This window comes from Streptomyces sp. NPDC093085, from assembly GCF_040683935.1.
GTDB lineage: Bacteria > Actinomycetota > Actinomycetes > Streptomycetales > Streptomycetaceae > Streptomyces.
The window spans coordinates 407,174-429,215 of record NZ_JBFBFB010000003.1; the positions used below are offsets into that span (position 1 = coordinate 407,174).

17 protein-coding genes are annotated in these 22,042 nt (G+C 71.8%); 7 read left to right on the forward strand and 10 right to left on the reverse strand.

The annotated features are described in order from the left end of the window. Nucleotides 1-94: 94 nt before the first annotated feature. Complete coding sequence (locus tag AB0O07_RS12575) at nucleotides 95-1,120, reverse strand: sugar ABC transporter permease (RefSeq protein WP_365631121.1); 1,026 nt, start codon at nucleotides 1,118-1,120, stop codon at nucleotides 95-97. 68 nt (nucleotides 1,121-1,188) lie between these two features. Then, nucleotides 1,189-2,481, reverse strand: a complete 1,293-nt coding sequence (locus tag AB0O07_RS12580; RefSeq protein WP_365631123.1) for an extracellular solute-binding protein — start codon at nucleotides 2,479-2,481, stop codon at nucleotides 1,189-1,191. 279 nt (nucleotides 2,482-2,760) lie between these two features. On the opposite strand from AB0O07_RS12580, the gene AB0O07_RS12585 reads away from it, so the two are divergent. Together AB0O07_RS12585 and AB0O07_RS12590 are read left to right on the forward strand one after the other, a co-directional pair. Then, nucleotides 2,761-3,783, forward strand: a complete 1,023-nt coding sequence (locus AB0O07_RS12585) for a LacI family DNA-binding transcriptional regulator (RefSeq protein WP_365631125.1) — start codon at nucleotides 2,761-2,763, stop codon at nucleotides 3,781-3,783. 149 nt (nucleotides 3,784-3,932) lie between these two features. After that, a complete protein-coding gene (locus AB0O07_RS12590) occupies nucleotides 3,933-4,802 on the forward strand; it encodes a phosphatase PAP2 family protein (RefSeq protein WP_365631127.1) in 870 nt (289 codons plus the stop codon). Here the strand turns inward: AB0O07_RS12590 and AB0O07_RS12595 are convergent. The 4 genes from AB0O07_RS12595 to AB0O07_RS12610 all read right to left on the reverse strand — a co-directional run bounded on the left by AB0O07_RS12595 (nucleotide 4,702) and on the right by AB0O07_RS12610 (nucleotide 11,600). Then, the gene (locus AB0O07_RS12595; RefSeq protein WP_365631129.1) at nucleotides 4,702-7,830 is read right to left on the reverse strand and encodes a bifunctional [glutamine synthetase] adenylyltransferase/[glutamine synthetase]-adenylyl-L-tyrosine phosphorylase; all 3,129 of its coding nucleotides are present in this window, start codon (nucleotides 7,828-7,830) and stop codon (nucleotides 4,702-4,704) included. The two genes, AB0O07_RS12590 and AB0O07_RS12595, sit on opposite strands and share 101 nt — an antisense overlap. 169 nt (nucleotides 7,831-7,999) lie before the next feature. Then, nucleotides 8,000-9,121: a peptidoglycan recognition family protein gene (locus tag AB0O07_RS12600; RefSeq protein WP_365631131.1), complete on the reverse strand. Its 1,122-nt coding sequence runs from the start codon at nucleotides 9,119-9,121 to the stop codon at nucleotides 8,000-8,002. A gap of 236 nt (nucleotides 9,122-9,357) precedes the next feature. After that, entirely contained in the window at nucleotides 9,358-10,719 is a 1,362-nt protein-coding gene (locus AB0O07_RS12605) for a glutamine synthetase family protein (protein WP_365631133.1), read from the reverse strand. A 269-nt stretch (nucleotides 10,720-10,988) separates the two neighbouring features. Beyond that, nucleotides 10,989-11,600, reverse strand: a complete 612-nt coding sequence (locus AB0O07_RS12610; RefSeq protein WP_365631135.1) for a MarR family transcriptional regulator — start codon at nucleotides 11,598-11,600, stop codon at nucleotides 10,989-10,991. 180 nt (nucleotides 11,601-11,780) lie between these two features. Here AB0O07_RS12610 and AB0O07_RS12615 point away from each other — a divergent pair, with 180 nt between their 5' ends. The 5 genes from AB0O07_RS12615 (at nucleotide 11,781) to AB0O07_RS12635 (ending at nucleotide 16,379) form a co-directional block, all read left to right on the forward strand. Next, the gene (locus tag AB0O07_RS12615) at nucleotides 11,781-12,302 is read left to right on the forward strand and encodes a hypothetical protein (RefSeq protein WP_365631137.1); all 522 of its coding nucleotides are present in this window, start codon (nucleotides 11,781-11,783) and stop codon (nucleotides 12,300-12,302) included. A gap of 131 nt (nucleotides 12,303-12,433) precedes the next feature. Further along, the gene (locus AB0O07_RS12620) at nucleotides 12,434-13,081 is read left to right on the forward strand and encodes a DUF3105 domain-containing protein (protein WP_365631139.1); all 648 of its coding nucleotides are present in this window, start codon (nucleotides 12,434-12,436) and stop codon (nucleotides 13,079-13,081) included. Between the two features lie 62 nt (nucleotides 13,082-13,143). Beyond that, the gene (locus AB0O07_RS12625) at nucleotides 13,144-13,857 is read left to right on the forward strand and encodes a DUF305 domain-containing protein (RefSeq protein ID WP_365631566.1); all 714 of its coding nucleotides are present in this window, start codon (nucleotides 13,144-13,146) and stop codon (nucleotides 13,855-13,857) included. A 216-nt stretch (nucleotides 13,858-14,073) separates the two neighbouring features. Continuing rightward, a complete protein-coding gene (locus AB0O07_RS12630; RefSeq protein WP_365631141.1) occupies nucleotides 14,074-14,493 on the forward strand; it encodes a CBS domain-containing protein in 420 nt (139 codons plus the stop codon). A gap of 131 nt (nucleotides 14,494-14,624) precedes the next feature. Continuing rightward, a complete protein-coding gene (locus AB0O07_RS12635; protein ID WP_365631143.1) occupies nucleotides 14,625-16,379 on the forward strand; it encodes an NAD+ synthase in 1,755 nt (584 codons plus the stop codon). Between the two features lie 169 nt (nucleotides 16,380-16,548). Here the strand turns inward: AB0O07_RS12635 and AB0O07_RS12640 are convergent, their stop codons facing one another. The 4 genes from AB0O07_RS12640 to AB0O07_RS12655 all read right to left on the reverse strand — a co-directional run bounded on the left by AB0O07_RS12640 (nucleotide 16,549) and on the right by AB0O07_RS12655 (nucleotide 22,039). Continuing rightward, a complete protein-coding gene (locus AB0O07_RS12640; RefSeq protein ID WP_365631145.1) occupies nucleotides 16,549-17,856 on the reverse strand; it encodes an MFS transporter in 1,308 nt (435 codons plus the stop codon). A 191-nt stretch (nucleotides 17,857-18,047) separates the two neighbouring features. Continuing rightward, nucleotides 18,048-19,076 (reverse strand): endonuclease/exonuclease/phosphatase family protein, encoded by a 1,029-nt coding sequence (locus AB0O07_RS12645; protein ID WP_365631147.1) that lies wholly within the window; start codon nucleotides 19,074-19,076, stop codon nucleotides 18,048-18,050. 436 nt (nucleotides 19,077-19,512) lie between these two features. Then, a complete protein-coding gene (locus AB0O07_RS12650; RefSeq protein ID WP_365631568.1) occupies nucleotides 19,513-20,106 on the reverse strand; it encodes a TetR/AcrR family transcriptional regulator in 594 nt (197 codons plus the stop codon). 370 nt (nucleotides 20,107-20,476) lie between these two features. Next, a complete protein-coding gene (locus AB0O07_RS12655) occupies nucleotides 20,477-22,039 on the reverse strand; it encodes an MFS transporter (RefSeq protein WP_365631570.1) in 1,563 nt (520 codons plus the stop codon). Nucleotides 22,040-22,042 lie beyond the last annotated feature (3 nt).

Below are 22,042 nucleotides of genomic sequence, written 5' to 3' on the forward strand. Positions count from 1 at the left end.
GAGGCGGCGGGCGAACGCCGGCCACGGCGCGCGGCATTGGCGGGTACGGGGCCGGATGCGGGTACGGGGCCGGAGGCGGTTACGGGGGCCGAGGTCACCAGGTATCTCCCTGCTTGCGGAGGACTCGCCGGTAGACCGCGGCGAAGAGCATCAGGAGGACGAGGATCAGCACACCCCAGGTGGAGGACTGCGCGTAGTCGCGCGGGCTGATCTCGAAGGAGAACTTGTACGCCTGCGTCACCAGGATCTGCGTCGCGTCGCCGGGGCCGCCCCGGGTCAGCAGGAAGATCACCGGGAACATGTTGAACGTCCAGATGGTGGAGAGCAGCACGACGGTCGTACTGACCGCGCGCAGCCCCGGCAGGGTGATGTGGCGGAACCGCTGCCAGGGGCCCGCGCCGTCCATCTCGGCCGCCTCGTACATCTCGCCCGGGATGGACTGGAGTCCGCCGAGGAGCGCGACCATCATGAAGGGCACCCCGAGCCAGATGTTGACGGCGATGACGGAGAACTTCGCCCAGGTCGGGTCGTTGAGCCACGGCACGGCGTCGATACCGCCGCCCGCCAGCAGCTTGTTGAGGAAGCCCCGGTCCTCGTTGTAGAGGAAGCGCCAGGCGAAGACGGAGACGAAGCCGGGGACCGCCCAGGGCAGGATGAGGAGCATCCGGTAGAGGGAGCGGCCCGCCATCCGCCGGTTGAGCATGGTGGCGAGGGTGAGGCCGAGGGTGAAGGTGAGGGAGACACAGGAGACCGTCCACACCAGCGTCCAGCCGAGCGTGGAGAGGAACTGGCCGCCGGTGAGCGCGCTCGCGTAGTTGTCGAGCCCGACGAACTCGTAGGTGGCGGGCAGGTGGTTGACGCCGATGGAGCGTTCGACGTTCCGTTCGTTGGCGTCGGTCAGCGAGAGATAGACGCCGCGCACCAGCGGGTATCCGATGATCACGCCGATCACGACGACGACCGGGGCGACCATGGTCCACGCGTACCAGTGCGTGGCCAGGGCCCGCCGGAGCGCGCCGGTCGGCCCCCCTGGTGTGGGGGGTGCGCCGGCGCCGCCCCGGTCACGGGCGGTCTCCCCGCCCGTGACCCGCGCCGCCGACTGGCTGGTGTGGACCGCCATCAGCCGGCCTTCCTTTCCTGTCTCCGCCTACCTGCTCGACTGCCCGTCCAACTCCCCGTCCGGGCCCGCTACTTCCAGCCCTTCAGCAGCTTCCGGTACGCGTCCCCCGTCGCCTTCGCGCCCTGGTCCGGCGAGGTCTGGCCGGTGAGGACCTTCGTGTACTCGGTGACCAGCGGCGCGAAGAGGCTGCCGCCCTCCGGGATCCAGGGGCGCTCGATCGCCTTGTCCACGACGGGCTTGAAGAAGCCGACCATCTCGTTGCCGGCGACCTCGGGCCGGGTGTAGACGGAGGTACGGGTCGGCAGCAGGCTCAGCTCCTTCGCCGCGGTCGCCTGGCTCTGCGCGTTGGTCATGTACTGGACGAAGGCGTACGAGGCGTCGAGGTTCTGGGAGCCCGCGTACACCGCGAGGTTGTGGCCGCCCTGGGGCGCGCCCTGTCCGGCGGAGCCCGCGGGGACGGGGGCGATGCCGAGGTTGGCCTTGTTCTTGAACTGCGCGCCGCCGTACGTGTCGGCCACCGCCCAGGGGCCGTTGATCATCATCGCGACGTCGCCGTCCTTGAAGGCGGCCTGCATGTTCTCCCAGCCGTCGGTGGCGTCGGTCTTGGCAGCGCCGGAGTCGACCAGGTCCTTGACGACGGTCATCGCCTTGACGCCCGCGGCGTCGTCCACCGTCACGGTCTTGGAGCCGGCGTCGACCAGGTTGCCGCCCTCGCCGTACAGGAACGACAGGAACCAGTACGCGTCGTCGCCGCGCAGATAGAGCCCGGTCTTCCCGGTCTTCTCCTTGATGGTCTTCGAGACGGTCTTCAACTCGTCGACGGTCTTGGGAACTTCGACCCCCGCGTCCTTGAAGATCTTCTTGTTGTAGAAGACGCCCATGGAGTCGATGACCTGCGGTACCGCGTAGGTCTTGCCGTTGTACCTGGTGGACGCGACGGCCTGCGGCAGGAAGTCCTTCTCGCCCTCCTCGCCCTTCGCGCCCCCGACCGCCGCCGTGCCGTCGAGCGGAGCGAGGTAGCCGAGATCGGCGAACTCGGGGGTCCAGGCGACCTCGGAGCGGATGACGTCGGGGGCGCCGGAGCCGGACTGGGCGGCGTTCTTGAACTTGTTCTGGGCTTCCCCGAACGGCACGTTGACGTACTTGACCTCGACCTTGGGGTGTTCCTTCGTGAAGCCCTCGGCGAGCTTCTTGAAGACCTTGTCCTCGCTGCCGACGGTCGAGGTGTCCCACCAGGTGACCGTTCCGGAGAGTTCCCCGCCCGAACTCTTCGCGCCGCCCGTCTCCCCGTCGCCGCCACAGGCGGTCGCCACGAGGGCCAGAACCCCGGCCAGGGCGGCGGCCGTTATGCCACGTCGCATCCGAACTCCTTCAACTGCCGTACCGCTCCGTCGCGGCGCCCGGTCGGACGTGAACGTAACAGCGATGCAAGAAGGCCGAAAGACCTTGCGGAAGATTTCCGCAAGGTCCCCCGATCGTTACCGCCATGTGTCCTGCCCGTCGCGTCGCCCGCCCATGCCGCCCTGCCGGGTTGACCATGTCCCCGCCGCGGGGCCGGTTCGCAAGAACTTGCAAGAATTTGCCGACCGGGGTCACCGCGCTGTGGGCAATCCGCAAGCCGACCGGTACAGTCCACTCCCATGACCGCACGGCTTGCCGATATCGCAACTCAGGCGGGGGTCAGCGAAGCGACGGTCAGCCGCGTTCTGAACGGCAAGCCCGGTGTTGCCGCGACCACCCGTGAGTCCGTACTCGCCGCGCTCGACGTTCTCGGCTACGAACGCCCCGTACGGCTGCGGCGGCGCAGCGCCGGGCTCGTCGGCCTGATCACCCCGGAGCTGGAGAACCCGATCTTCCCGGCGCTGGCGCAGGTCATCGGGCAGGCGCTGACCCGCCAGGGGTACACGCCCGTGCTGGCGACGCAGACGCCCGGCGGCTCGACCGAGGACGAGCTGACGGAGATGCTCGTCGAACGGGACGTCTCCGGGATCATCTTCGTCTCGGGGCTGCACGCCGACACCTCGGCCGATATGCGCAGATACGAGAAGCTGGGCGCCCAGGGCGTGCCGTTCGTCCTGGTGGACGGCTTCTCGCCGAAGGTGCGGGCGCCGTTCATCTCCCCGGACGACCGGGCGGCGGTACGGCTGGCGGTGACGCATCTGGTCGCGCTGGGCCACCAGCGGATCGGGCTGGCGGTCGGGCCGAAGCGGTTCGTGCCCGTACTCCGGAAGATCGAGGGGTTCCGGGCCACGCTCCAGGAGTTGCTGGGGGTGGGCGACGCGGAGTGCGAGGAGCTGATCCAGCAGTCGCTGTTCACGCTGGAGGGCGGTCAGGCGGCGGCGTCCGCGCTGATCGAACGGGGGTGTACGGCGGTGGTGTGCGCGAGCGACATGATGGCGCTCGGCGCGATCAGGGCCGCGCGCCGGGCCGGTCTTGAGGTGCCGCGCGACCTGTCGGTGGTCGGCTTCGACGACTCGCCGCTCATAGCCTTCACGGACCCGCCGCTGACGACGATCCGCAAGCCGGTGCCGGCGATGGGGCAGGCGGCGGTCCGTACGCTGCTGGAGGAGATCGGCGGGACGCCCGCCCCGCACAGCGAGTTCGTCTTCATGCCGGAGCTGGTGGTACGCGGCTCGACGGCCTCGGCCCCGCACCGCTCCTGATCACACCGTACGACGCCCCGATTCCCCCGATCACACAGCACCATCGCACACACCGCACCGGCGCGTGCGCCGTGCGTGCCGCGTGTGCGCCGGGGACCCACCCGAAGGATGATCGGCCGGAGAGCATATATCTGGCAGACTCTCGCACTATGGGTGAATCCAGGGTGAAATCGCACAATTGTCGCACGGCTCCCCGCCGGCCGCGCCTCTGGGTCGAGATCCTGCTGATCGCGGTGAGTTACTGGACGTACTCGCTCATCCGCAACGCCGTCCCGGAGCAGCGCGCCCAGGCGCTGCGCAACGCCGACTGGATCTGGCGCACGGAACACACCCTGCACATCGCCGTGGAGCAGAGCGTCAACCACGCGATGGACTCGGTGACGTGGCTGATCGTCGCCATGAACTACTACTACGCGACGCTCCACTTCATCGTCACGGTCTCGGTGCTGGTATGGCTCTTCCGCCGCCACCCCGGCCGGTACGCCGCCGCCCGGCTCGCGCTCTTCGCGACCACCGCCGTGGCCCTCCTCGGCTACTACCTCTTCCCGCTGGCGCCGCCCCGGCTGATGACCGGCGGGCACTTCGTGGACACGGTCGTCCAGCACCACACCTGGGGGTCGATGGCGTCGGGGAATCTGAAGAACATGTCGAACCAGTACGCGGCCATGCCGTCGATACATATCGGCTGGTCGCTCTGGTGCGGTCTGATCATCTTCGCGCTGGCGTCGGCTCCTTGGGTACGGATCCTCGGCCTGCTCTATCCGGCGCTCACCCTTCTGGTCATCGTGGCGACCGCGAACCACTTCTGGCTGGACGCGGTGGGCGGCATGGTCTGCCTGGCGTTCGGCTTCGGGCTCTCGTACGGGTGGTACGGCGCCCTCCCGGCCCGGCTGCCGGCCCGGCCGACGCACCCTCCGGTCAGGGCGTCGTCCCGTAGAACAGCTCCTCCACCACCGCGCGAGCCCGTCGTGTCGTACGCCGGTAGTCGTCCAGCATCCCGCCGCTCACCCCGCCGTTGAGCGCGGCGGGGGCTCCGGCGGCCCCCTGCGGATCGCCGGAGCGCTCGGCCCCGGCGCGCTCGGGTCCGGTGGGGCCACCCCCGGCAGGCCCGCCGAACGCGGCCCCGGCGGGCGCGGCGGCGTACCCGAGATAACGCCCCATGGCGCCCATCTCCCGCCCGTCCGAGGGGAAGGTGTCCCCGGGGCGGCCTCGTACCAGCATCACGCCGTTACGGACCCGGGTGGCCAGCACCCAGGCGTCGTCCAGGATCGCCGCTTCCTCCGCGCCGATCAGCCCGGCGTCCCGGGCGGCGGCGAGCGCGGCGCGGGTCCGGGTGGTGCGCAGCCCGGGGATCTCGGCCGCGTGCCGCATCTGGAGGAGCTGCACCGTCCACTCGACGTCGGAGAGCCCGCCCCGGCCGAGCTTGGTGTGGAGGGTGGGGTCGGCACCGCGCGGCAGCCGCTCGGTCTCCATCCGCGCCTTGAGCCGCCGGATCTCCCGGACGGCCTCCTCCCCGAGCCCGCCGGCCGGGTAGCGCAGCGGGTCGACGAGTTCGATGAAGCGGCGGCCCAGCTCGGCGTCGCCCGCCATCGGTTCGGCGCGCAGCAGGGCCTGGCTCTCCCACACCAGGGACCAGCGGCGGTAGTACGCGGCGTACGAGGCCAGCGTGCGCACCATCGGCCCGCTCTTGCCCTCGGGCCGCAGATCCGCGTCGATCAGCAACGGCGGGTCGGAGGTGGGAACTTGAAGCAACCGCCGCATCTCTCCGACGACGGCGTTGGCGGCCCGCGCGGCCTCCTCCTCCCCCACCCCCTCCCTCGGCTCGTGGACGAAGAGCACATCGGCGTCGGAGCCGTACCCGAGTTCGTGACCGCCGAAGCGGCCCATGCCGATGACGGCGAACCGGGTGGGCAGGGTGTCGCCCCACTGGTCGCGGACGACGGCGCGGAGCGCCCCGGCGAGGGTGGCCGCGTTGAGGTCGGTGACGGCACCGCCGACCCGGTCGACCAGGGCGCCCGGGTCCTCCTCGGCCGGGGAGTCCTCCGTACCGTACGAACCGATGAGGTCGGCGGCGGCGGTACGGAACAGCTCGCGGCGGCGGACCCCGCGCGCGAAGGCGACGGCGCCCTCGGCGCTCTCGGCGCGCTGGACGGCGGCGAGCACCTCCTGTTCGAGGTGGTCCCGGGTGCGCGGGGTGAGCCCGCCCGGGTCGCCGAGGAGGGCGACGGCCTCGGGGGCGCGGAGCAGCAGGTCGGGGGCGAGCCGCCCGGCGGAGAGGACCCGCGCCAGGTTCTCGGCGGCGGCCCCCTCGTCCCGGAGCAGCCGCAGGTACCAGGGGGTCTTGCCGAGCGCGTCGGAGACCTTGCGGAAGCCGAGCAGCCCGGCGTCGGGGTCGGCGGAGTCCGCGAACCAGCCGAGCAGGACGGGCAGCAGGGTCCGCTGAATAGCCGCCTTACGACTGACGCCCGACGACAACGCCTCCAGGTGCCGCAGCGCCGCCACCGGGTCCGCGTACCCGAGCGCTTCGAGGCGCTGCCCGGCGGCCTTGGTGGAGAGCCGGATCTCGCCGGGGGCGAGCTGGGCGACCGCGTCGAGGAGCGGCCGGTAGAAGAGCTTCTCGTGGAGGCGGCGTACGGCGGAGGCGTGCAGCCGCCACGCCTTGTCGAGTTCGGCGACGGGGTCGCCGCGCAGCCCGAGGGAGCGGCCGAGGCGGCGCAGGTCGGCCTCGTCCTCGGGGACGAGATGGGTGCGGCGCAGCCGGTAGAGCTGGATGCGGTGCTCCATGGCGCGCAGGAAGCGGTACGCCTCGTCGAGCTGGGCGGCGTCGGCCCGCCCCACATACCCGCCGGCGGCGAGCGCGCCCAGCGCTTCCAGCGTGGACCCGACCCGCAACGAGGCATCGCTGCGCCCGTGCACCAACTGGAGCATCTGCACGGCGAATTCGACATCGCGCAACCCGCCGGGCCCGAGCTTGAGCTCACGCTCGGCCTGTCCCGCCGGAATATTGTCGATGACACGGCGCCGCATCTTCTGCACATCGGAGACGAAGTGCTCCCGCTCGGCGGCCTGCCAGACCAGCGGGGCGAGGGCTTCGCCGTACTCGGCCCCGAGCACCGGATCCCCCGCCACGGGCCGCGCCTTGAGCAGCGCCTGGAACTCCCACGTCTTGGCCCACCGCTGGTAGTAAGCCAGATGACTGCTGAGAGTCCGCACCAGCGGCCCGTTACGGCCTTCGGGACGAAGGTTGGCGTCAACAGGCCAAATACTCCCCTCGACCGTGGACTCCGAGCAGATACGCATCAAATGCGAGGCAAGCCGAGTGGCGGCCTGGAGCGCCCCCTTCGACCCGTCGCCGGGCTCGGCACCGAGCGGAGGCTCGGCCACAAAGATGACATCGACATCAGAGACATAATTGAGCTCGTGCCCGCCGCACTTCCCCATGGCGATGACGGCGAGCCGGCACGCGGCGGCGTCCTCGGGCGCGGCCGCCTTGGCGATGGCGAGCGCGGCCCGCAGCGTGGCGGTGGCCAGGTCCGCCAGCTCGGCCGCGATCTGGGCGACATCGGCCGTACCGCACACATCCCGCGCCGCTATGGCCAGCAGCGCCCGCCGATAGGCGACCCGCAACGACACCGGGTCGGTGGCCTCCGCGAGCCGGTGCTCGAACTCCTCGACCCCAGGATGCAGATCGGCCTGCTCATAGGTGACCAGGACATGCCAGTCCTCCGGATGCCGCGCCAGATGATCCCCCAGCGCCTCGGAGGCCCCGAGCACCCCGAGCAGCCGGTCCCGCAACGGCTTGGCGGCGATGACGGTATCGAGCAACCGCCGCCGCTCCTCCTCCCCGGCCGCCTCCACCAGCCGCACCAGCCCCCGCAGCGCGAGATCCGGATCAGCGGTCTGCCCGAGCGCGTCGAGCAGCAGCGGATCGGCCCGTACGGACGCCATCCCGGCCACATCGAGCAGCCGCTCGGCGGCGGACGGATCGATGAACCCGTGCCGGAGCAGCCGCGTGAACGTACTGCTCCTCCGTCCCGGCATCGCCATATCGCCGTCTCCCGTCACCTCGGCACAACGCCCCGCTCGGCACTCACCCGATCTTGCGTCCTCGGACCGAGCGTAGAGGAGTCCTGCCCGTCGCGACGGGCCCCACGCACCCGGGGGCGTACCGCCCACGCGGCGGTACGCCCCCTCCCGTGTCCCGTGGTACGCGCCCTCAGGCGCCGGTGCGTGCCGCCGCGACGTCCTTGCGGAGGGTCGGGAGGGTGTCGTACAGCGTGGTGCCGGGGCATTCCGTGGCGAGCCAGTCGCGGTGGCCGCCGATGGTCCGGACGTCCTTGGTGACGCCGTTGACGGGGTTGACGAAGGTGACGGCGGCCTCGGGGTCGAGGTCGTGGTAGTCGGCCAGGGCCGCGAGCAGGCGGGTCAGGGTGGCGCGGGCGGGGGCGGTCGGGTCCTGTTCGTCGAAGGAGCCGAGGACCGCGATGCCGATGTTGCCGGAGTTGAAGCCGGAGGTGTGGAAGGCGGTGACCGCCTGGCCCTCGGCGTTGTGGGCGGGGATGCCGTCGTCGCCGGTGAACCGGCCCTCGTACACCTGGCCCTCCTCGTCGATGAGGAAGTGGTAGCCGATGTCGCCCCAGTCGTTCTCGACCGCGTGCTGCTGGTAGTACGCGCGGACGGCGGCGGCCGGGTCGGTCTTGCCGTTGGCGTCGGCCGTGTGGTGCACGGTCAGCGTCTGGACCGGGTAGTAGGTCTGTGGCGAGTTCTCGGTGCCGTCCTCCTTGAAGCGGAGGGACTCGTCGGCGCCCCAGCCGGCCCGGGTGATGAACTCGATGCCCCGGAACGTCGCCGTCCCGGCGGGCACGGAGAGTTCGAAGGACGGGCCGTGGACGGTGTCGATGGCGGCGGACCGTACGGAGGTCGCCCCGTCCGGCATCCGCAGCTCGTACCCGGCGGCCCCGCCGGTCGCCACCAGCGCGCTCACCCGCCGTGCCGGGTCCCCGGCGTCCCCGTCGGCGCCCGCCGCGCAGACCGGCTTCAGCGGCTGCCACGCGCCGGCCGTGCCGTTCTCGTCGAGCAGCCGGATGGCGGCGCCGCGCGGCGCCCCGGTCCAGGCGACCGCGACGAACTCGACGGGGAACTCCGCCGACTCCACGGCCGCCGCCTCGGCCCCCGAGAACGACGCCGAACGGGTACGGGGCACCCGCGCCGTCCGGGTCCGCGGGGGCGCAGCCGCGGGGGCCCCGGCGCCGCTCTGCGCGGCCGAGGCGAGGAACGGGACGGCGACGGCGGTACCGGCGGCGAGACCCGTCGCGGCGAGAACGGTACGACGGGTCATGGGGCGCTTCTTGTGACGCACGGCGGATCCCTTCGGGTGGCGCACGTGTCGCGGGGCGGCTCGGGCAGGTCCCGGCCAGGCCTTCCGCGACACCAACACACCTATGTGCATGGGGGGTTGAGGGGGAACGGACGTCCGCAGGATACGCCAGGGACGGCCTCGGGCCCGCACCCTGGGGATGCGGGCCCGTGAGCCTCGTGCACGCGCCTCGCCGTTACGGCACCGGCGCCTCGCCGCTACAGCACCGGCAGGTTCTTCTTCAGCTCGAAGGCGGTGACCTCGGAGCGGTACTCCTCCCACTCCTGCTTCTTGTTGCGGAGGAAGAAGTCGAAGACGTGCTCGCCCAGCGTCTCCGCGACCAGTTCGCTCCGCTCCATCAGGGAGATCGCCTCGCCGAGGTTCTGCGGCAGCGGCTCGATGCCCATGGCGCGGCGCTCGGCGTCGGAGAGGGCCCAGACGTCGTCGTCGGCGCCGGCCGGGAGCTCGTACCCCTCCTCGATGCCCTTGAGGCCCGCGGCGAGGAGGACCGCGTACGTCAGGTACGGGTTGGCGCCGGAGTCGATGGAGCGGACCTCGACCCGGGCGGAGCCGGTCTTGCCCGGCTTGTACATGGGGACGCGGATGAGCGCGGAGCGGTTGTTGTGGCCCCAGCAGATGTACGAGGGTGCCTCGCCGCCCGAGCCCGCGGTGCGGGTGGAGCCGCCCCAGATGCGCTTGTAGGAGTTGACCCACTGGTTGGTGACGGCCGAGATCTCCGCCGCGTGCTTGAGGAGCCCGGCGATGAAGGAACGGCCGACCTTGGAGAGCTGGTACTCGGCGCCCGACTCGTAGAACGCGTTCCGGTCTCCCTCGAAGAGGGAGAGGTGGGTGTGCATCCCGGAGCCCGGGTACTCGGAGAACGGCTTCGGCATGAAGGTGGCGTGGACCCCCTGCTCCAGCGCGACCTGCTTCATGACCAGGCGGAACGTCATGATGTTGTCCGCCGTGGAGAGCGCGTCGGCGTACCGCAGGTCGATCTCCTGCTGGCCGGGGGCGCCCTCGTGGTGGCTGAACTCGACGGAGATCCCCATGGACTCCAGCATGGTGATCGCCTGGCGGCGGAAGTCCATGCCGACGTTCTGCGGGGTGTGGTCGAAGTAGCCGGAGCTGTCGGCCGGGGTGGGGCGGGAGCCGTCGGTCGGCTTGTCCTTCAGGAGGAAGAACTCGATCTCGGGGTGGGTGTAGAAGGTGAAGCCCAGGTCCGAGGTCTTGGCGAGGATGCGCTTGAGGACGAAGCGCGGGTCCGCGAAGGAGGGCGAGCCGTCGGGCATCAGGATGTCGCAGAACATCCGGGCCGTGCCGGGCGCCTCGGCGCGCCAGGGGAGGATCTGGAAGGTGCCCGGATCGGGCTTGGCGATCATGTCGGACTCGTAGACCCGGGCGAAGCCCTCGATCGCGGAGCCGTCGAAGCCCATGCCTTCGTCGAAGGCCTGCTCCAGCTCGGCGGGGGCGACGGCGACCGACTTCAGGAAACCGAGGACATCGGTGAACCAGAGCCGCACGAAACGGATGTCGCGCTCCTCCAGCGTACGGAGCACGAATTCCTGCTGCTTATCCATATCCTACCCATCCTTGCTGGTCAGGCCACCTGCTCCCATGTCGCGGGGCACGTCGGGCACACGAGCATCCCACCACACGATTTCCGGCGCGTTGCGAACCCCTGTCCAACGCTCCGCGTCGGGCGCGTGTACGGGTGCCGCGCGAGTACGCGCGTACTGGCGGGTACGGGTACCGCGCGGGTACGGGGGTCGGGTCACGCTCCGAGGCCCATAGTGCCTGTCGAGGTGGTGCCCATGAAACAGGTGACCGCAATCCCCGTGGAGGAAGATCACTCGGATCGGGGGTGGGGATCGGCCCAGCCGAGGGGGTAGGCCTCCGCCTCGTACCCCGTGACGGCCGGTTCCCCGCCCGCCTCCGTGAACGCCGTCACCGCCTCCACCAGCGAGGCGCGCTGTTCCGGGGTGAGCCGTTCGACGATCGCCGAGATCTCCCGGTGGCGCGCTGCGGTGACCCGCTCGACCAGGGTGCGCCCTTCGGCGGTGAGCCGCAGCACCGTCTCGCGGCGGTTGCCGGGGTTGGCACGCCGGGTCGCCAGACCGGCCGCGATCAGCCGGTCGAGCATGCGCATGGCGGTGGACGGGTTCACGCCGAGCCGGTCGGCGACCGAGACGAGCTTGGCGTCGCCGTGCGCGGCGAGCACCACCAGCAGCCGGAACTGGGGCAGTGTGACCCGCTCCCTCCGCTCCCCCCGCTCCCCCATCGTGGCGAGGGAGCGCGCGGAGACGGCGACCAGCAGCCGGGACGCGGTGAGCACCGCGCGCGTCACCGCGTCGACATCGGGACCGAGATCGGCATCGGGACCGAGATCGGCATCGGAATCCGCATCGGCATCGGCGGGCGGGGGCTCCGCCCTGGCTCGCCCGCCTCGTTCTTCGGCCATGCCTCTTTGTACCGCGCCGGTGGCGCTTTCCCCCGGAGCGTGTCATCCCGTATCCGCGGCGGTACAGGCCCAGGACACATGGACCGGCACAGGGGCGGATGCGGGACGCGGAGGACGGGTGCGGACGCGGGCGGGCACCCCTCTGCTGCGGCGGGGCGGCACGCACTACGATCTGGCCCCATGGGGGGAGAGCCGCGCGGGCACATAGGCGCCAGGGCGCAGAGCAGCGCCACGGGTCCCGTGGCGCTGCTCTGCGCCCTGGCCACCCTGCTGGCGGCGCTCGCCGTCTGCCTGGCCGTCGGCACGGGCCCGGGCCACGGCCACCACGGGGCCGGCGGTACGGCACGGACCGCCTCGGCCGGGGGTTCCGCTTCCGGATTCGGCTCCGGCTCGTTCGAAGGCTCAGGCTCCGGCTCGGTCTCCGTCCCCGGATCAGCCTCCGCCGACGACCCGGTATCCGTCTCCGCCCGGGGTGGGAACGCCGACGACGCCCAGTACGTCTGCCCGTTCCGGGACGGCGGCTGCGGGCTCTCGACACGGCTGAACGCGGCCGTGCTCACGGTGCCGCCGCCCCCCGCCGCGCCCGCCGTCGCCGTACAGCCGCCGTATCTCGCGCCCCCGCGCCCCGCCGGGCGGACACCCCGCCCCGGGGTGCTCGGCCGGGCGCCGGATCTGCATGTCCTTCAGGTGCTGCGGACGTAAGCCGCCGTACCCGCAACATGTTCGCGCCCGCGACACGTTCGCGGTCATTCCAGCAGCCATTACGCAGCACAAGCGGCCACAAGCAGCAGTCAGCAGCCATAAGCGGCAGACACCAGAAGGACGACATCACCATGGGTTCCAAGTCCCAGACAGCCGACCGCAAGGCCCGGATAGAGGCCATGCGCCGCGCCGAGCGCGCCCGGGAGCGGCGCAATCGCATCATCACGATCACGGTGAGCGCCGTCGTGGTGGCCGGGCTCGTCGGTTTCGGCGCGTACGCGCTCAACAAGGAGTCCGACCGGAAGGCGGCCGACGAGGCCGCCGCCAAGGCGCCCGTCAAGGCGGAGCAGACCTGGGAGGCCAAGGATCTCGGCCGCAACCATGTCACCGAGGCGGTCAGCTATCCGATGACGCCGCCGGTGGGCGGTGACCACAACCCGGTCTGGATGAACTGCAACGGAGACGTCTACAAGGAGGCGATCCCCGACGTCAACGCCGTGCACTCGCTGGAGCACGGCGCGGTCTGGGTCACGTACAACGACAAGGCGTCGGACGCCGATGTGAAGGCGCTCTCCGAGAAGGTCGCCAAGACTCCGTACACCCTCATGAGCCCGGTCAAGGACCAGAAGGGCGCGCTCATGCTGAGCGCCTGGGGCAAGCAGGTCACGGTGGACAGCGCGGACGACTCCCGGGTCCAGCAGTTCTTCACCAAGTACGTGCAGGGCGAGCAGACCCCTGAGCCGGGCGCCGCCTGCACGGGCGGATTGGACGGGAAGTGACCGGCGCGGCCCCGGCCGGCGACACCCCGGAGCCGTCCGCCGCCGCGTCCGGGCGGCGCTCCGTGACCCGTACGCAGTGGGTGGCGCTCACCGCCGTCCTGCTGGCCCTGGTCTTCGCCGGTACGGCCGCGCTCGCCTCCGGGGGCGGTACCGGGGCCAGCGGCGGCGCCGGGGCCGGGGGCTCCGGCCGTACGCCCTCCTCGGACTCCGCGGACGCGGGCTTCGCCCGGGACATGGCCGTCCACCACCAGCAGGCGGTGGAGATGTCGTTCCTGGTCCGGGACAGCACGGACGACGAGGACGTGCGCCGCCTGGCGTACGACATCGCCAACACCCAGGCCAACCAGCGCGGCATGCTGCTGGGCTGGCTGGAGCTGTGGGGGCTGCCCAAGACGGACGCGGGCAAGGAGCCCATGGAGTGGATGGCCGGTGAGGACGGCATGGGGGACATGGCCGGCATGGACCACGGGGCGGACGGCGCCGACGGGGCCCATGGCGGCCACCAGGCCCATGACGGCTCCCTGATGCCCGGTATGGCCACCAACACGGAGCTGAAGCAGCTCCGCGAGGCCCGGGGCAAGGCGGCCGAGGTCCTCTTCCTGCAACTCATGACCGACCACCACAAGGGCGGTGTCTCCATGGCCCAGGGCTGCGTCACGCTCTGTACGAACGCCACGGAGAAGAAGCTGGCGGAGGGGATGGTCGCGGCGCAGCGCTCCGAGATGACGCTGATGGCCGACATGCTGAAGCAACGCGGCGCCAAGGCGCGTAGCTGACGTCAACCACGTCCCCCGGACGGATGACCACAGCCCCGGGTCGTTGCCCCCGGTCACGGCCCGGGTCACAGTCCCCGGTCTTCTCCGCCCCGCCCTGGGGCGGCGGAGGCCGGGGACTCCCCCGTTCGGGCGTATGCGGTCGCGTCACTCGAACGGGGGCACGATGATGGTTCTGGCTCGGGGCGACCACAGCACCGTACTCAGGAGGCCGGCACCATGACCACGGCCAAGGACATCATGCACTCCGGCGCCCGGTGGATCCCGGCGCACGAGACCCTGGACCGCGCCGCCCAGCTCATGCGCGAGCTGGACGTGGGCGCGCTGCCCATCGCCGACACGGACGAGCGGCTGATGGGCATCCTCACCGACCGCGACATCGTCGTCGGCTGCGTGGCGCGCGGCCACGACCCGGCGAAGGTCACGGCGGGCGAGATGGCGCACGGCACGCCGCGCTGGATCGACTCGGAAGCGACGGTGGAGGAGGTCCTGACCGAGATGGAGGACCACCGCATCCGCAGGCTCCCGGTGATCGAGGACAAGCGGCTCGTCGGGATGATCAGCGAGGCCGATCTCGCCCGGCACCTCACGGAGATCCAGATCGCCGCCTGGGCGGGCCGGATCTACGCGGACCGGTGACCGGACCGGTGAGCGGATCACTGAGACGGCGCGGCAGACGCCTGCCCCGTCGCCCCCTGGCCGTAATCGAGTGGTCCGGCCCACATCCCACGCCCCCCCCATCGCGTCAGAGAGACGATTAGACTGGCGGTGTGCCTCAACTACGCCTCGCCCTGAATCAGATCGACTCGACCGTCGGCGATCTCGCCGCGAACGCCGAGGCGATCGTGCACTGGACCCGGCACGCCGCCGAGCAGGGGGCGCATCTCGTCGCGTTCCCCGAGATGGCGCTGACCGGCTACCCCGTCGAGGACCTCGCCCTGCGCTCGTCCTTCGTCGAGGCGTCCCGGTCCGCCGTGCGGGCGCTCGCCGCCCGCCTCGCCGCGGAGGGCTTCGGGGAGCTGCCCGTCGTCGTCGGCTATCTGGACCGCTCCGAGTCGGCCCAGCCGACGTTCGGGCAGCCCGCCGGCGCCCCGCGCAACGCCGCCGCCGTGCTGCACCGCGGCGAGGTGGTGCTCAACTACGCCAAGCACCACCTTCCCAACTACGGCGTCTTCGACGAGTTCCGGTACTTCGTACGCGGCAACACCATGCCCGTCCTCCGCGTCCACGGCGTGGATGTCGCGCTCGCCATCTGCGAGGACCTGTGGCAGGAAGGCGGCCGGGTGCCCGCCGCCCGCACCGCCGGGGCCGGGCTGCTGCTCTCGATCAACGCCTCGCCGTACGAGCGCGAGAAGGACGACACCCGCCTGGAGCTGGTGCGCAAGCGCGCCCAGGAAGCCGGCTGCACCACCGCGTATCTCGCGATGATCGGCGGCCAGGACGAGCTGGTCTTCGACGGCGACTCGATCGTCGTCGACAAGGACGGCGAGGTCGTGGCGCGCGCCCCGCAGTTCGCCGAGGGCTCGGTGATCCTCGACCTCGACCTGCCCGCCGCCTCCCCGGACCCCGTGGAGGGCACGGTGGACGACGGGCTGCGGATCGACCGCGTCGTCCTCTCCGAGGAACCGCTCCCGGCGTACGAGCCGGAGCTGACCGGCGGTTACGCGGAGCGCCTCGGCGATGACGAGGAGGTCTACTCGGCGCTCGTCGTGGGGCTCCGCGCGTACGCCGCGAAGAACGGCTTCCGCTCGGTCCTGATCGGCCTCTCCGGCGGGATCGACTCGGCGCTGGTGGCCGCGATCGCCTGCGACGCGCTCGGCGCGCAGCACGTGTACGGGGTGTCCATGCCGTCCAAGTACTCCTCGGACCACTCCAAGGGCGACGCGGCCGAGCTGGCGCGCCGTACCGGCCTCAACTTCCGCACCCACCCGATCGAGCCGATGTTCGACGTGTACATGGGGTCGCTCGGGCTCAGCGGGCTCGCGGAGGAGAACCTCCAGGCCCGGCTGCGCGGCACGATGCTGATGGCCCTCTCCAACCAGGAGGGCCAGATCGTCCTGGCGCCGGGCAACAAGTCCGAGCTGGCGGTGGGGTATTCGACGCTGTACGGCGACGCGGTCGGCGCGTACGGCCCGATCAAGGACGTCTACAAGACGCAGGTCTTCCGGCTCGCCCGCTGGCGCAACCGCGCCGCCGAGGAGCGCGGCCAGCTCCCGCCGATCCCGGAGGCGTCCATCACCAAGCCGCCCAGCGCGGAGCTGCGCCCCGGCCAGGTCGACACGGACTCGCTGCCGGACTACGACGTGCTGGACCGGATCCTGGAGCTGTACGTCGACCGCGACCAGGGCATGGACGCGATCGTGGCGGCGGGCTTCGACGCGGAGCTGGTGGCGAAGACGCTGCGGATGGTGGACACGGCGGAGTACAAGCGGCGCCAGTACCCGCCGGGCACGAAGATCTCGGCGAAGGGCTTCGGCAAGGACCGGCGGCTGCCGATCACGAACCACTGGCGCGAGCGGGTCTGAGGCCCGTGCCCGGCCCCCCTGGGGGCCGGTGACGCCGGGGAGCCCCTGGGGACGGCGGTACGCGTCCCCAGGGGCTCCCCTGTCTTCCGCTGCGGTCCGTTCCGGCGTGTTCCGGCGTGTTCCGGTACGTTCCGGCGTGTTCCGGTACGTTCCGGCGGCGCCTGCGCGCCTACTCCGCCGACTTTGCGGCCGGTACGTGCCCGGACGGTACGGGTCCGGACGGTACCGATCCGGCCGGGGCCCGGTCCCCCGCCGTACCACCGACCGCCGCGCCGCCCTTCGCCGTACCGCCGCCCGACGCGACGACGTGGGAGGGCTCGCCCGCCCCGTCCCCGCCGTCCCGGTCGAGCAGCCCCGCCACGACGGCGACCGCCAGCCCGAGCACCGCGAGGACCGCGCCGACCAGCGCCGGGGACATCCATCCCCAGCCCGCCGCGATCGCCAGGCCGCCGAGCCAGGCGCCGCCCGCGTTCGCGAGGTTGAACGCCGAGTGGTTCGAGGCCGAGGCCAGCCCGGGGGCGTGCGTCGCCTTCCGCATGACCAGCATCTGGATCGGGGTGGTCGTCAGGAAGCCGACCGCGCCCAGGATCACCACGGTCACCAGCGCGGCCCACGGCACCTGCGCGGTGAAGCGGAACGCGACCAGCGTCACGGCCAGGGCGGCGAGCGAACCGTAGAGCGTGGGACGGAGCGCCCGGTCGGTGAGCGGCCCCGCCGCCAGCGTGCCGAGCGTCATGCCGATACCGAAGAGGGCGAGGACGAGGGTGACGGAGGACTCCCCGAACCCCATGACCTCGGTCGTCATGGAGGCGAGGTACGCGTAGACGGCGAAGACGCCGGCGAAGCCGAAGACGGCGGTGGCCAGGCCGAGCAGCACCTGCCGGTTGCCGAGGGCACGCACCTCGCTGCGCAGGCTCTGCTGGGCGTCCACGGGTACGTACGGGACGAGCCGGGCCAGCGCCGCCAGTGCGACCAGCCCGATCACGGTGACCACCAGGAAGGTGGCGCGCCAGCCGAGGTGCTGGCCGAGCAGGGTGGCGGCGGGGACGCCGACGATGTTGGCGACGGTCAGCCCGAGGAACATGGTGGCGACGGCGCGCGCCTGCTTCGCCGGGTCGACCAGCCGGGCGGCGACGACCGCGCCGACGCCGAAGAACGCGCCGTGCGGCAGCCCCGCGAGGACCCGGCCCGCCAGCAGCCAGCCGAAGCCGGGGGCGAGCGCGGAGGCGAGGTTGCCGACGATGAACAGGCCCATCATCAGCAGGAGCATCCGCTTGCGCGGGATGCGGGAGCCGAGGGCGGAGAGCAGCGGGGCGCCGATGACGACGCCGATCGCGTACGCGGCCACGAGATGGCCGGCGGTGGGGACGGACGTTCCCAGGTCGTCCGCGACATTGGGCAGCAGGCCCATCATGACGAACTCGGTGGTTCCGATGCCGAAGGCGCTCACGGACAGCGCGAGCAGAGCCAGGGGCATGACAGCGGCAGCCTTTCCACAGGAGGTCACCGGCGCGGGAGCGGCCGGCGGGGCACAGGAGTCGGCCGGCTCGCACGAGCCGGCCTCTAGTTAGTACCCCTGCGGAACAAAGTCTCTCAGGCGATGTATTCCGGCAGGTGAACACCGCATTGCGTGCGATGCGTCACGGCCCCGGGGAGCCGTGTTCCGCGTCACTTCCCGAGGGCGACCCGTGCCGCTATCGGCAGATGGTCGCTGCCCGTCCTGGGCAGGGTCCACGACGAGGTCGGCTCGACGCCCTTGACCATGATCTGGTCGATCCGCGCCAGCGGGAACGCGGCCGGCCAGGAGAACCCGTACCCGTCGCCCGCCGCGCCCTGCGTCGAACGCATCTGGGAGGTGACGGCGTTGAGGGAGCGGTCGTTCATCGTGCCGTTGAGATCGCCGAGGAGGATGACCCGCTCCAGCGGCTCGTCCGCGATGGCCTCGCCCAGCGCGTCAGCGCTCTTGTCCCGCTGGCTGGCGGTGAACCCGGCGTGCAGCTTGACCCGTACCGACGGCAGATGCGCGACGTAGACGGCGACCCGGCCCTCCGGGGTGGTGACCGTCGAGCGCATCGCGCGGACCCAGCCGAGCTGGATGTCCACCGGCTTGGTGCCGCTCAGCGGGTACTTGCTCCAGAGTCCGACGGTGCCCTGTACGGAGTGGTACTTGTACGTGCGGGCCATCGCCTTCTCGTACGTCGGGAGGGCCCCGGCCTTCAGCTCCTCCAGGGCGATGACATCCGCGCCGGAGTCGGCCATGTCGGCGGCCGTGGCCTCCGGGTCGGGGTTGTCGGCGTTGACGTTGTGGGTGGCGACGGTGAGGTCGCCGCCCTCGCCAGACTTGTCGGTGAGCAGCCCGCCGAAGAGGTTGAGCCAGACAACGGCGGGCAGGAGCACGGCGATCAGCGCGGTCGCCGAGCGGCGCAGGAGGCCGAGGAGCAGGACCAGCGGGACGACCAGACCCAGCCAGGGCAGAAAGGTCTCGGTGAGGCTGCCCAGGTTGCCGATGGTGTTGGGGAGCCGCGAGTGAATGATCATCAGGAGGGCGGCGAGCAGGGCGAGAAGGGCGAGGACGATCCCGCGCCGCCAGATGCCCGGGTCCCGGCGCCAGCGGTCCAGCAGGTCACGGGCCCGGGACCGGGAGCCGCGCTCATCGCCCTCCGCCGTCACCGAATGCGCCGTGTACTCCTGCGTCATGTCCGCCCTCACTGCCTTGCCGGTGCACGCCCGCCCCTGACCCTAGGCGATGGACGGGCCTTTTCTCCGCCGTCCCCCGACGGCCGTACGAGGTGGGGGACGAAGGCGGCGGCCCGGCGGGTTCCGGCCGGGGACGAAGGGCGGGTATCTGTGACAGAACGCGCACGGTACAGGGTGCCGGAAGGGGCGCCGGACGGCGTTCTCCCCGGCCGGGGAGGGGCGGTACCGGGCCGCCGGGATGTGACAGGCTTCACGGCCGGATGTCCGGCGGGCGGAGGTTTCGCTGACGGTCGTTTCGCGGACGGTCGGCGGCCGGTTCGGCGCGGTCCCTCCCGTACGGGCGTGACGGTGCCGTCCCGTACGGGAAGTTCGGCGCGGTCCCGTACGGGCCGTACGGTCCCGTCCCGTACGGGCGTGACGGTGCCGAGGTGCCGCCTCACCCGGCGGGGTGCGGCGTGGCCTCCGGCCTCGGGTCCGGCTGCGGGCGGGGCCCGACCCCCTGGAGCGCGGCGGCCAGGATCCGCTCGGCCAGGTCGTCGGGGAGCGGTGCGCCGGGGCGGTGCACGGTGTGCATCAGCATCGGCCCGACCAGCAGGTCGTTGATGAGCTCCGGCTCCAGATCGGCGCGGAACTCCCCGTCGGCGATGCCCCGCCGGACCACGGCGAGGGTGGCCTCGCGGCGGGGGGCCACGACCGTACGGTGGTACTCCTCCCAGAGCGTGGGGTGGCTCTTCATCTCCACGATGACGTTGTGCAGGATCACCGAGGAGCGCTGCGCGAGCCCGCGCCTGCGCACCGACTCCAGCAGCGTCCACAGGTCGTCCCGCGCCGAGGTGCCGGGGAGTTCGGGGTCCGGCGGCTCGAACTCCCGCAGGAGGTCGAGGAAGAGCGCCTCCTTGCCCGGCCAGCGGCGGTAGATCGTGGCCTTGCCGACGCCCGCCGTGCGCGCGATGCGCTCGATGGAGAGGGCACTCAGCGGAATGCCCTCCTCCAGCAGGGCCACGGCCGCCTCCAGGATCGCGCGCTCGATCGCCTCGCTGCGGGGTCTCCCGCGCCGCGCCGCCTTCGCCTCGCCGCGCCCGCCCCGCTCGCCGCCGCGCCCCGCGCACTCCCCGTGCTCCCCGTGGCCCTGCTCCCGCACCTGTCCCGCCTCTCCGTCGGCCCCCGTGCCGGCCCCGTACGCCGTGTTCGTACGCCGTGTCCGTACGCGACGCCCGTACGCCGTGTCCGTACCCCGGATTCCGCCGGGATCCGCACGTCACGTTCACCGCCGGGTCGATTGTCTTATACGGGTGTCCGGTACGGAGCCACGGCGTCCGGTACGGCGCTACGGCTGTCCGTACGGAGCGGCCGACCGGGGCCCGCACACTCCGCGGCCGCCCACGCGGTCGCTCCCGCGGTCACCCCCGGGCGGCCCCCGCCGGCTCCGCAGGACCGCGTGCCTCGCCGCCCGTACCGCCGCCCGCACCGTTGTCCGCGCCGTCGCCGTCCGGGCGCTCCGCCGGGGCCTTGCCCGGCAGGAAGAGCCCGACGACCACCGCGCCGACCAGCGCGACGCCCGCCGAGCAGAGCGCCGTGACATGCATCGCGTCCAGGAAGGCGAGACGGGCCTGGGCGGCCACCGGGTCGCCCAGCGGGCCCAGCTTCTCCGCGACGGCGAGCGTGGCCTCGATGGACTCGCCGGAGGGGCCCCGCAGCGCGGCCGGCAGGGAGGTGAGGTGCGGGGTGATCTCGTTCCGGTACGTCGCCGAGAGCACCGAGCCGAGAACGGCGATCCCCAGCGCGCCGCCGACCTGGCGGAAGGTGTTGTTGATCGCGGAGCCGGAACCGGCCTTCTCGCGGGGCAGCGACTGCATGACGGCGACGGTGACCGGCGTCATGATGTGCGCCATCCCGGTGCCCTGGACGAAGAAGACCACGCAGAGCAGCCAGACCGGGGTCTCGGCGTCGAAGAGCGCGAACGCCGCGAGCCCGCCCGCGACCAGCACCATCCCGGCCGCGCAGACCGCGCGCACCCCGAACCGCGCCACGACCAGCCGGGCGCGCGGCGCGAAGACCATCTGCGCGGCGGCCAGCGGCAGGATCAGCAGCCCGGACTGGAGCGCGCTGTAGCCCCGTACGCTCTGGAGGTAGAAGGCCGAGAAGAACGTCACGCCCATGAGGGCGAAGAAGACCAGGGCGATGGCGGCGACGGCGGCCGAGAACGAGGGCTTCCTGAAGTACGTGATGTCGATGGCCGGGTGGCTGCTGCGCTTCTCGTGCCGGACGAACCCGGCGAGCACCAGGAGCCCGGCCACCACCGGGGCGAGGACCGTGAGGTCGGTGAAGTCGGCGAGTTCGCCGCCCCGGATGATGCCGAACACCAGCAGCACCAGCCCGACGATGGAGAGCACCACCCCGCCCGGGTCGAGCCGGCCGGGCGCCGGGTCCTTGGAGTCCGGTACGAGCAGGACCATGGCGAGCAGGGCGATGGCCGCGACCGGGACGTTGACCAGGAAGATCGAACCCCACCAGAAGTGTTCGAGGAGGAGGCCGCCGGTGATCGGCCCTATCGCGATGCCGAGGCCGACGCCGCCCGCCCAGATGCCTATCGCCTTGGGCTGCTCCTCGCGCTCGAAGACGTTCATCAGGACGGCGAGGGTGGCGGGCATCACGAACGCGGCACCGAGGCCCATCACGGCGCGGTAGCCGATGAGTTCGCCGGGCGACCCGGAGAAGGCGGCGAGCGCGGACCCGGCGCCGAAGACGCTGATGCCGAAGAGCAGCACCTTCTTGCGGCCCATACGGTCGCCGAGCAGCCCGGCGGTGAACAGGAGCCCGGCGAAGACGAGCGTGTAGGAGTTGATCGCCCACTCCAGCTCGCTCTGGGTGGCGCCGATGCCGGTCGGGGCGGGCGAGGCGATCGTCTTGACGGCCACGTTCAGGATCGAGTTGTCGAGAACGACGATCAGCAGACTGAACATCAG

What these genes read in the sequence shown, in the direction of transcription:
- AB0O07_RS12575 (WP_365631121.1), bottom strand. Translation starts at nt 1,120, where the DNA reads ATGGCGGTCCACACCAGCCAGTCGGCGGCGCGGGTCACGGGCGGGGAG.
- AB0O07_RS12580 (WP_365631123.1), bottom strand. Translation starts at nt 2,481, where the DNA reads ATGCGACGTGGCATAACGGCCGCCGCCCTGGCCGGGGTTCTGGCCCTC.
- AB0O07_RS12585 (WP_365631125.1), top strand. Translation starts at nt 2,761, where the DNA reads ATGACCGCACGGCTTGCCGATATCGCAACTCAGGCGGGGGTCAGCGAA.
- AB0O07_RS12590 (WP_365631127.1), top strand. Translation starts at nt 3,933, where the DNA reads ATGGGTGAATCCAGGGTGAAATCGCACAATTGTCGCACGGCTCCCCGC.
- AB0O07_RS12595 (WP_365631129.1), bottom strand. Translation starts at nt 7,830, where the DNA reads ATGGCGATGCCGGGACGGAGGAGCAGTACGTTCACGCGGCTGCTCCGG.
- AB0O07_RS12600 (WP_365631131.1), bottom strand. Translation starts at nt 9,121, where the DNA reads ATGACCCGTCGTACCGTTCTCGCCGCGACGGGTCTCGCCGCCGGTACC.
- AB0O07_RS12605 (WP_365631133.1), bottom strand. Translation starts at nt 10,719, where the DNA reads ATGGATAAGCAGCAGGAATTCGTGCTCCGTACGCTGGAGGAGCGCGAC.
- AB0O07_RS12610 (WP_365631135.1), bottom strand. Translation starts at nt 11,600, where the DNA reads ATGGCCGAAGAACGAGGCGGGCGAGCCAGGGCGGAGCCCCCGCCCGCC.
- AB0O07_RS12615 (WP_365631137.1), top strand. Translation starts at nt 11,781, where the DNA reads ATGGGGGGAGAGCCGCGCGGGCACATAGGCGCCAGGGCGCAGAGCAGC.
- AB0O07_RS12620 (WP_365631139.1), top strand. Translation starts at nt 12,434, where the DNA reads ATGGGTTCCAAGTCCCAGACAGCCGACCGCAAGGCCCGGATAGAGGCC.
- AB0O07_RS12630 (WP_365631141.1), top strand. Translation starts at nt 14,074, where the DNA reads ATGACCACGGCCAAGGACATCATGCACTCCGGCGCCCGGTGGATCCCG.
- AB0O07_RS12640 (WP_365631145.1), bottom strand. Translation starts at nt 17,856, where the DNA reads ATGCCCCTGGCTCTGCTCGCGCTGTCCGTGAGCGCCTTCGGCATCGGA.
- AB0O07_RS12645 (WP_365631147.1), bottom strand. Translation starts at nt 19,076, where the DNA reads ATGACGCAGGAGTACACGGCGCATTCGGTGACGGCGGAGGGCGATGAG.
- AB0O07_RS12655 (WP_365631570.1), bottom strand. Translation starts at nt 22,039, where the DNA reads ATGTTCAGTCTGCTGATCGTCGTTCTCGACAACTCGATCCTGAACGTG.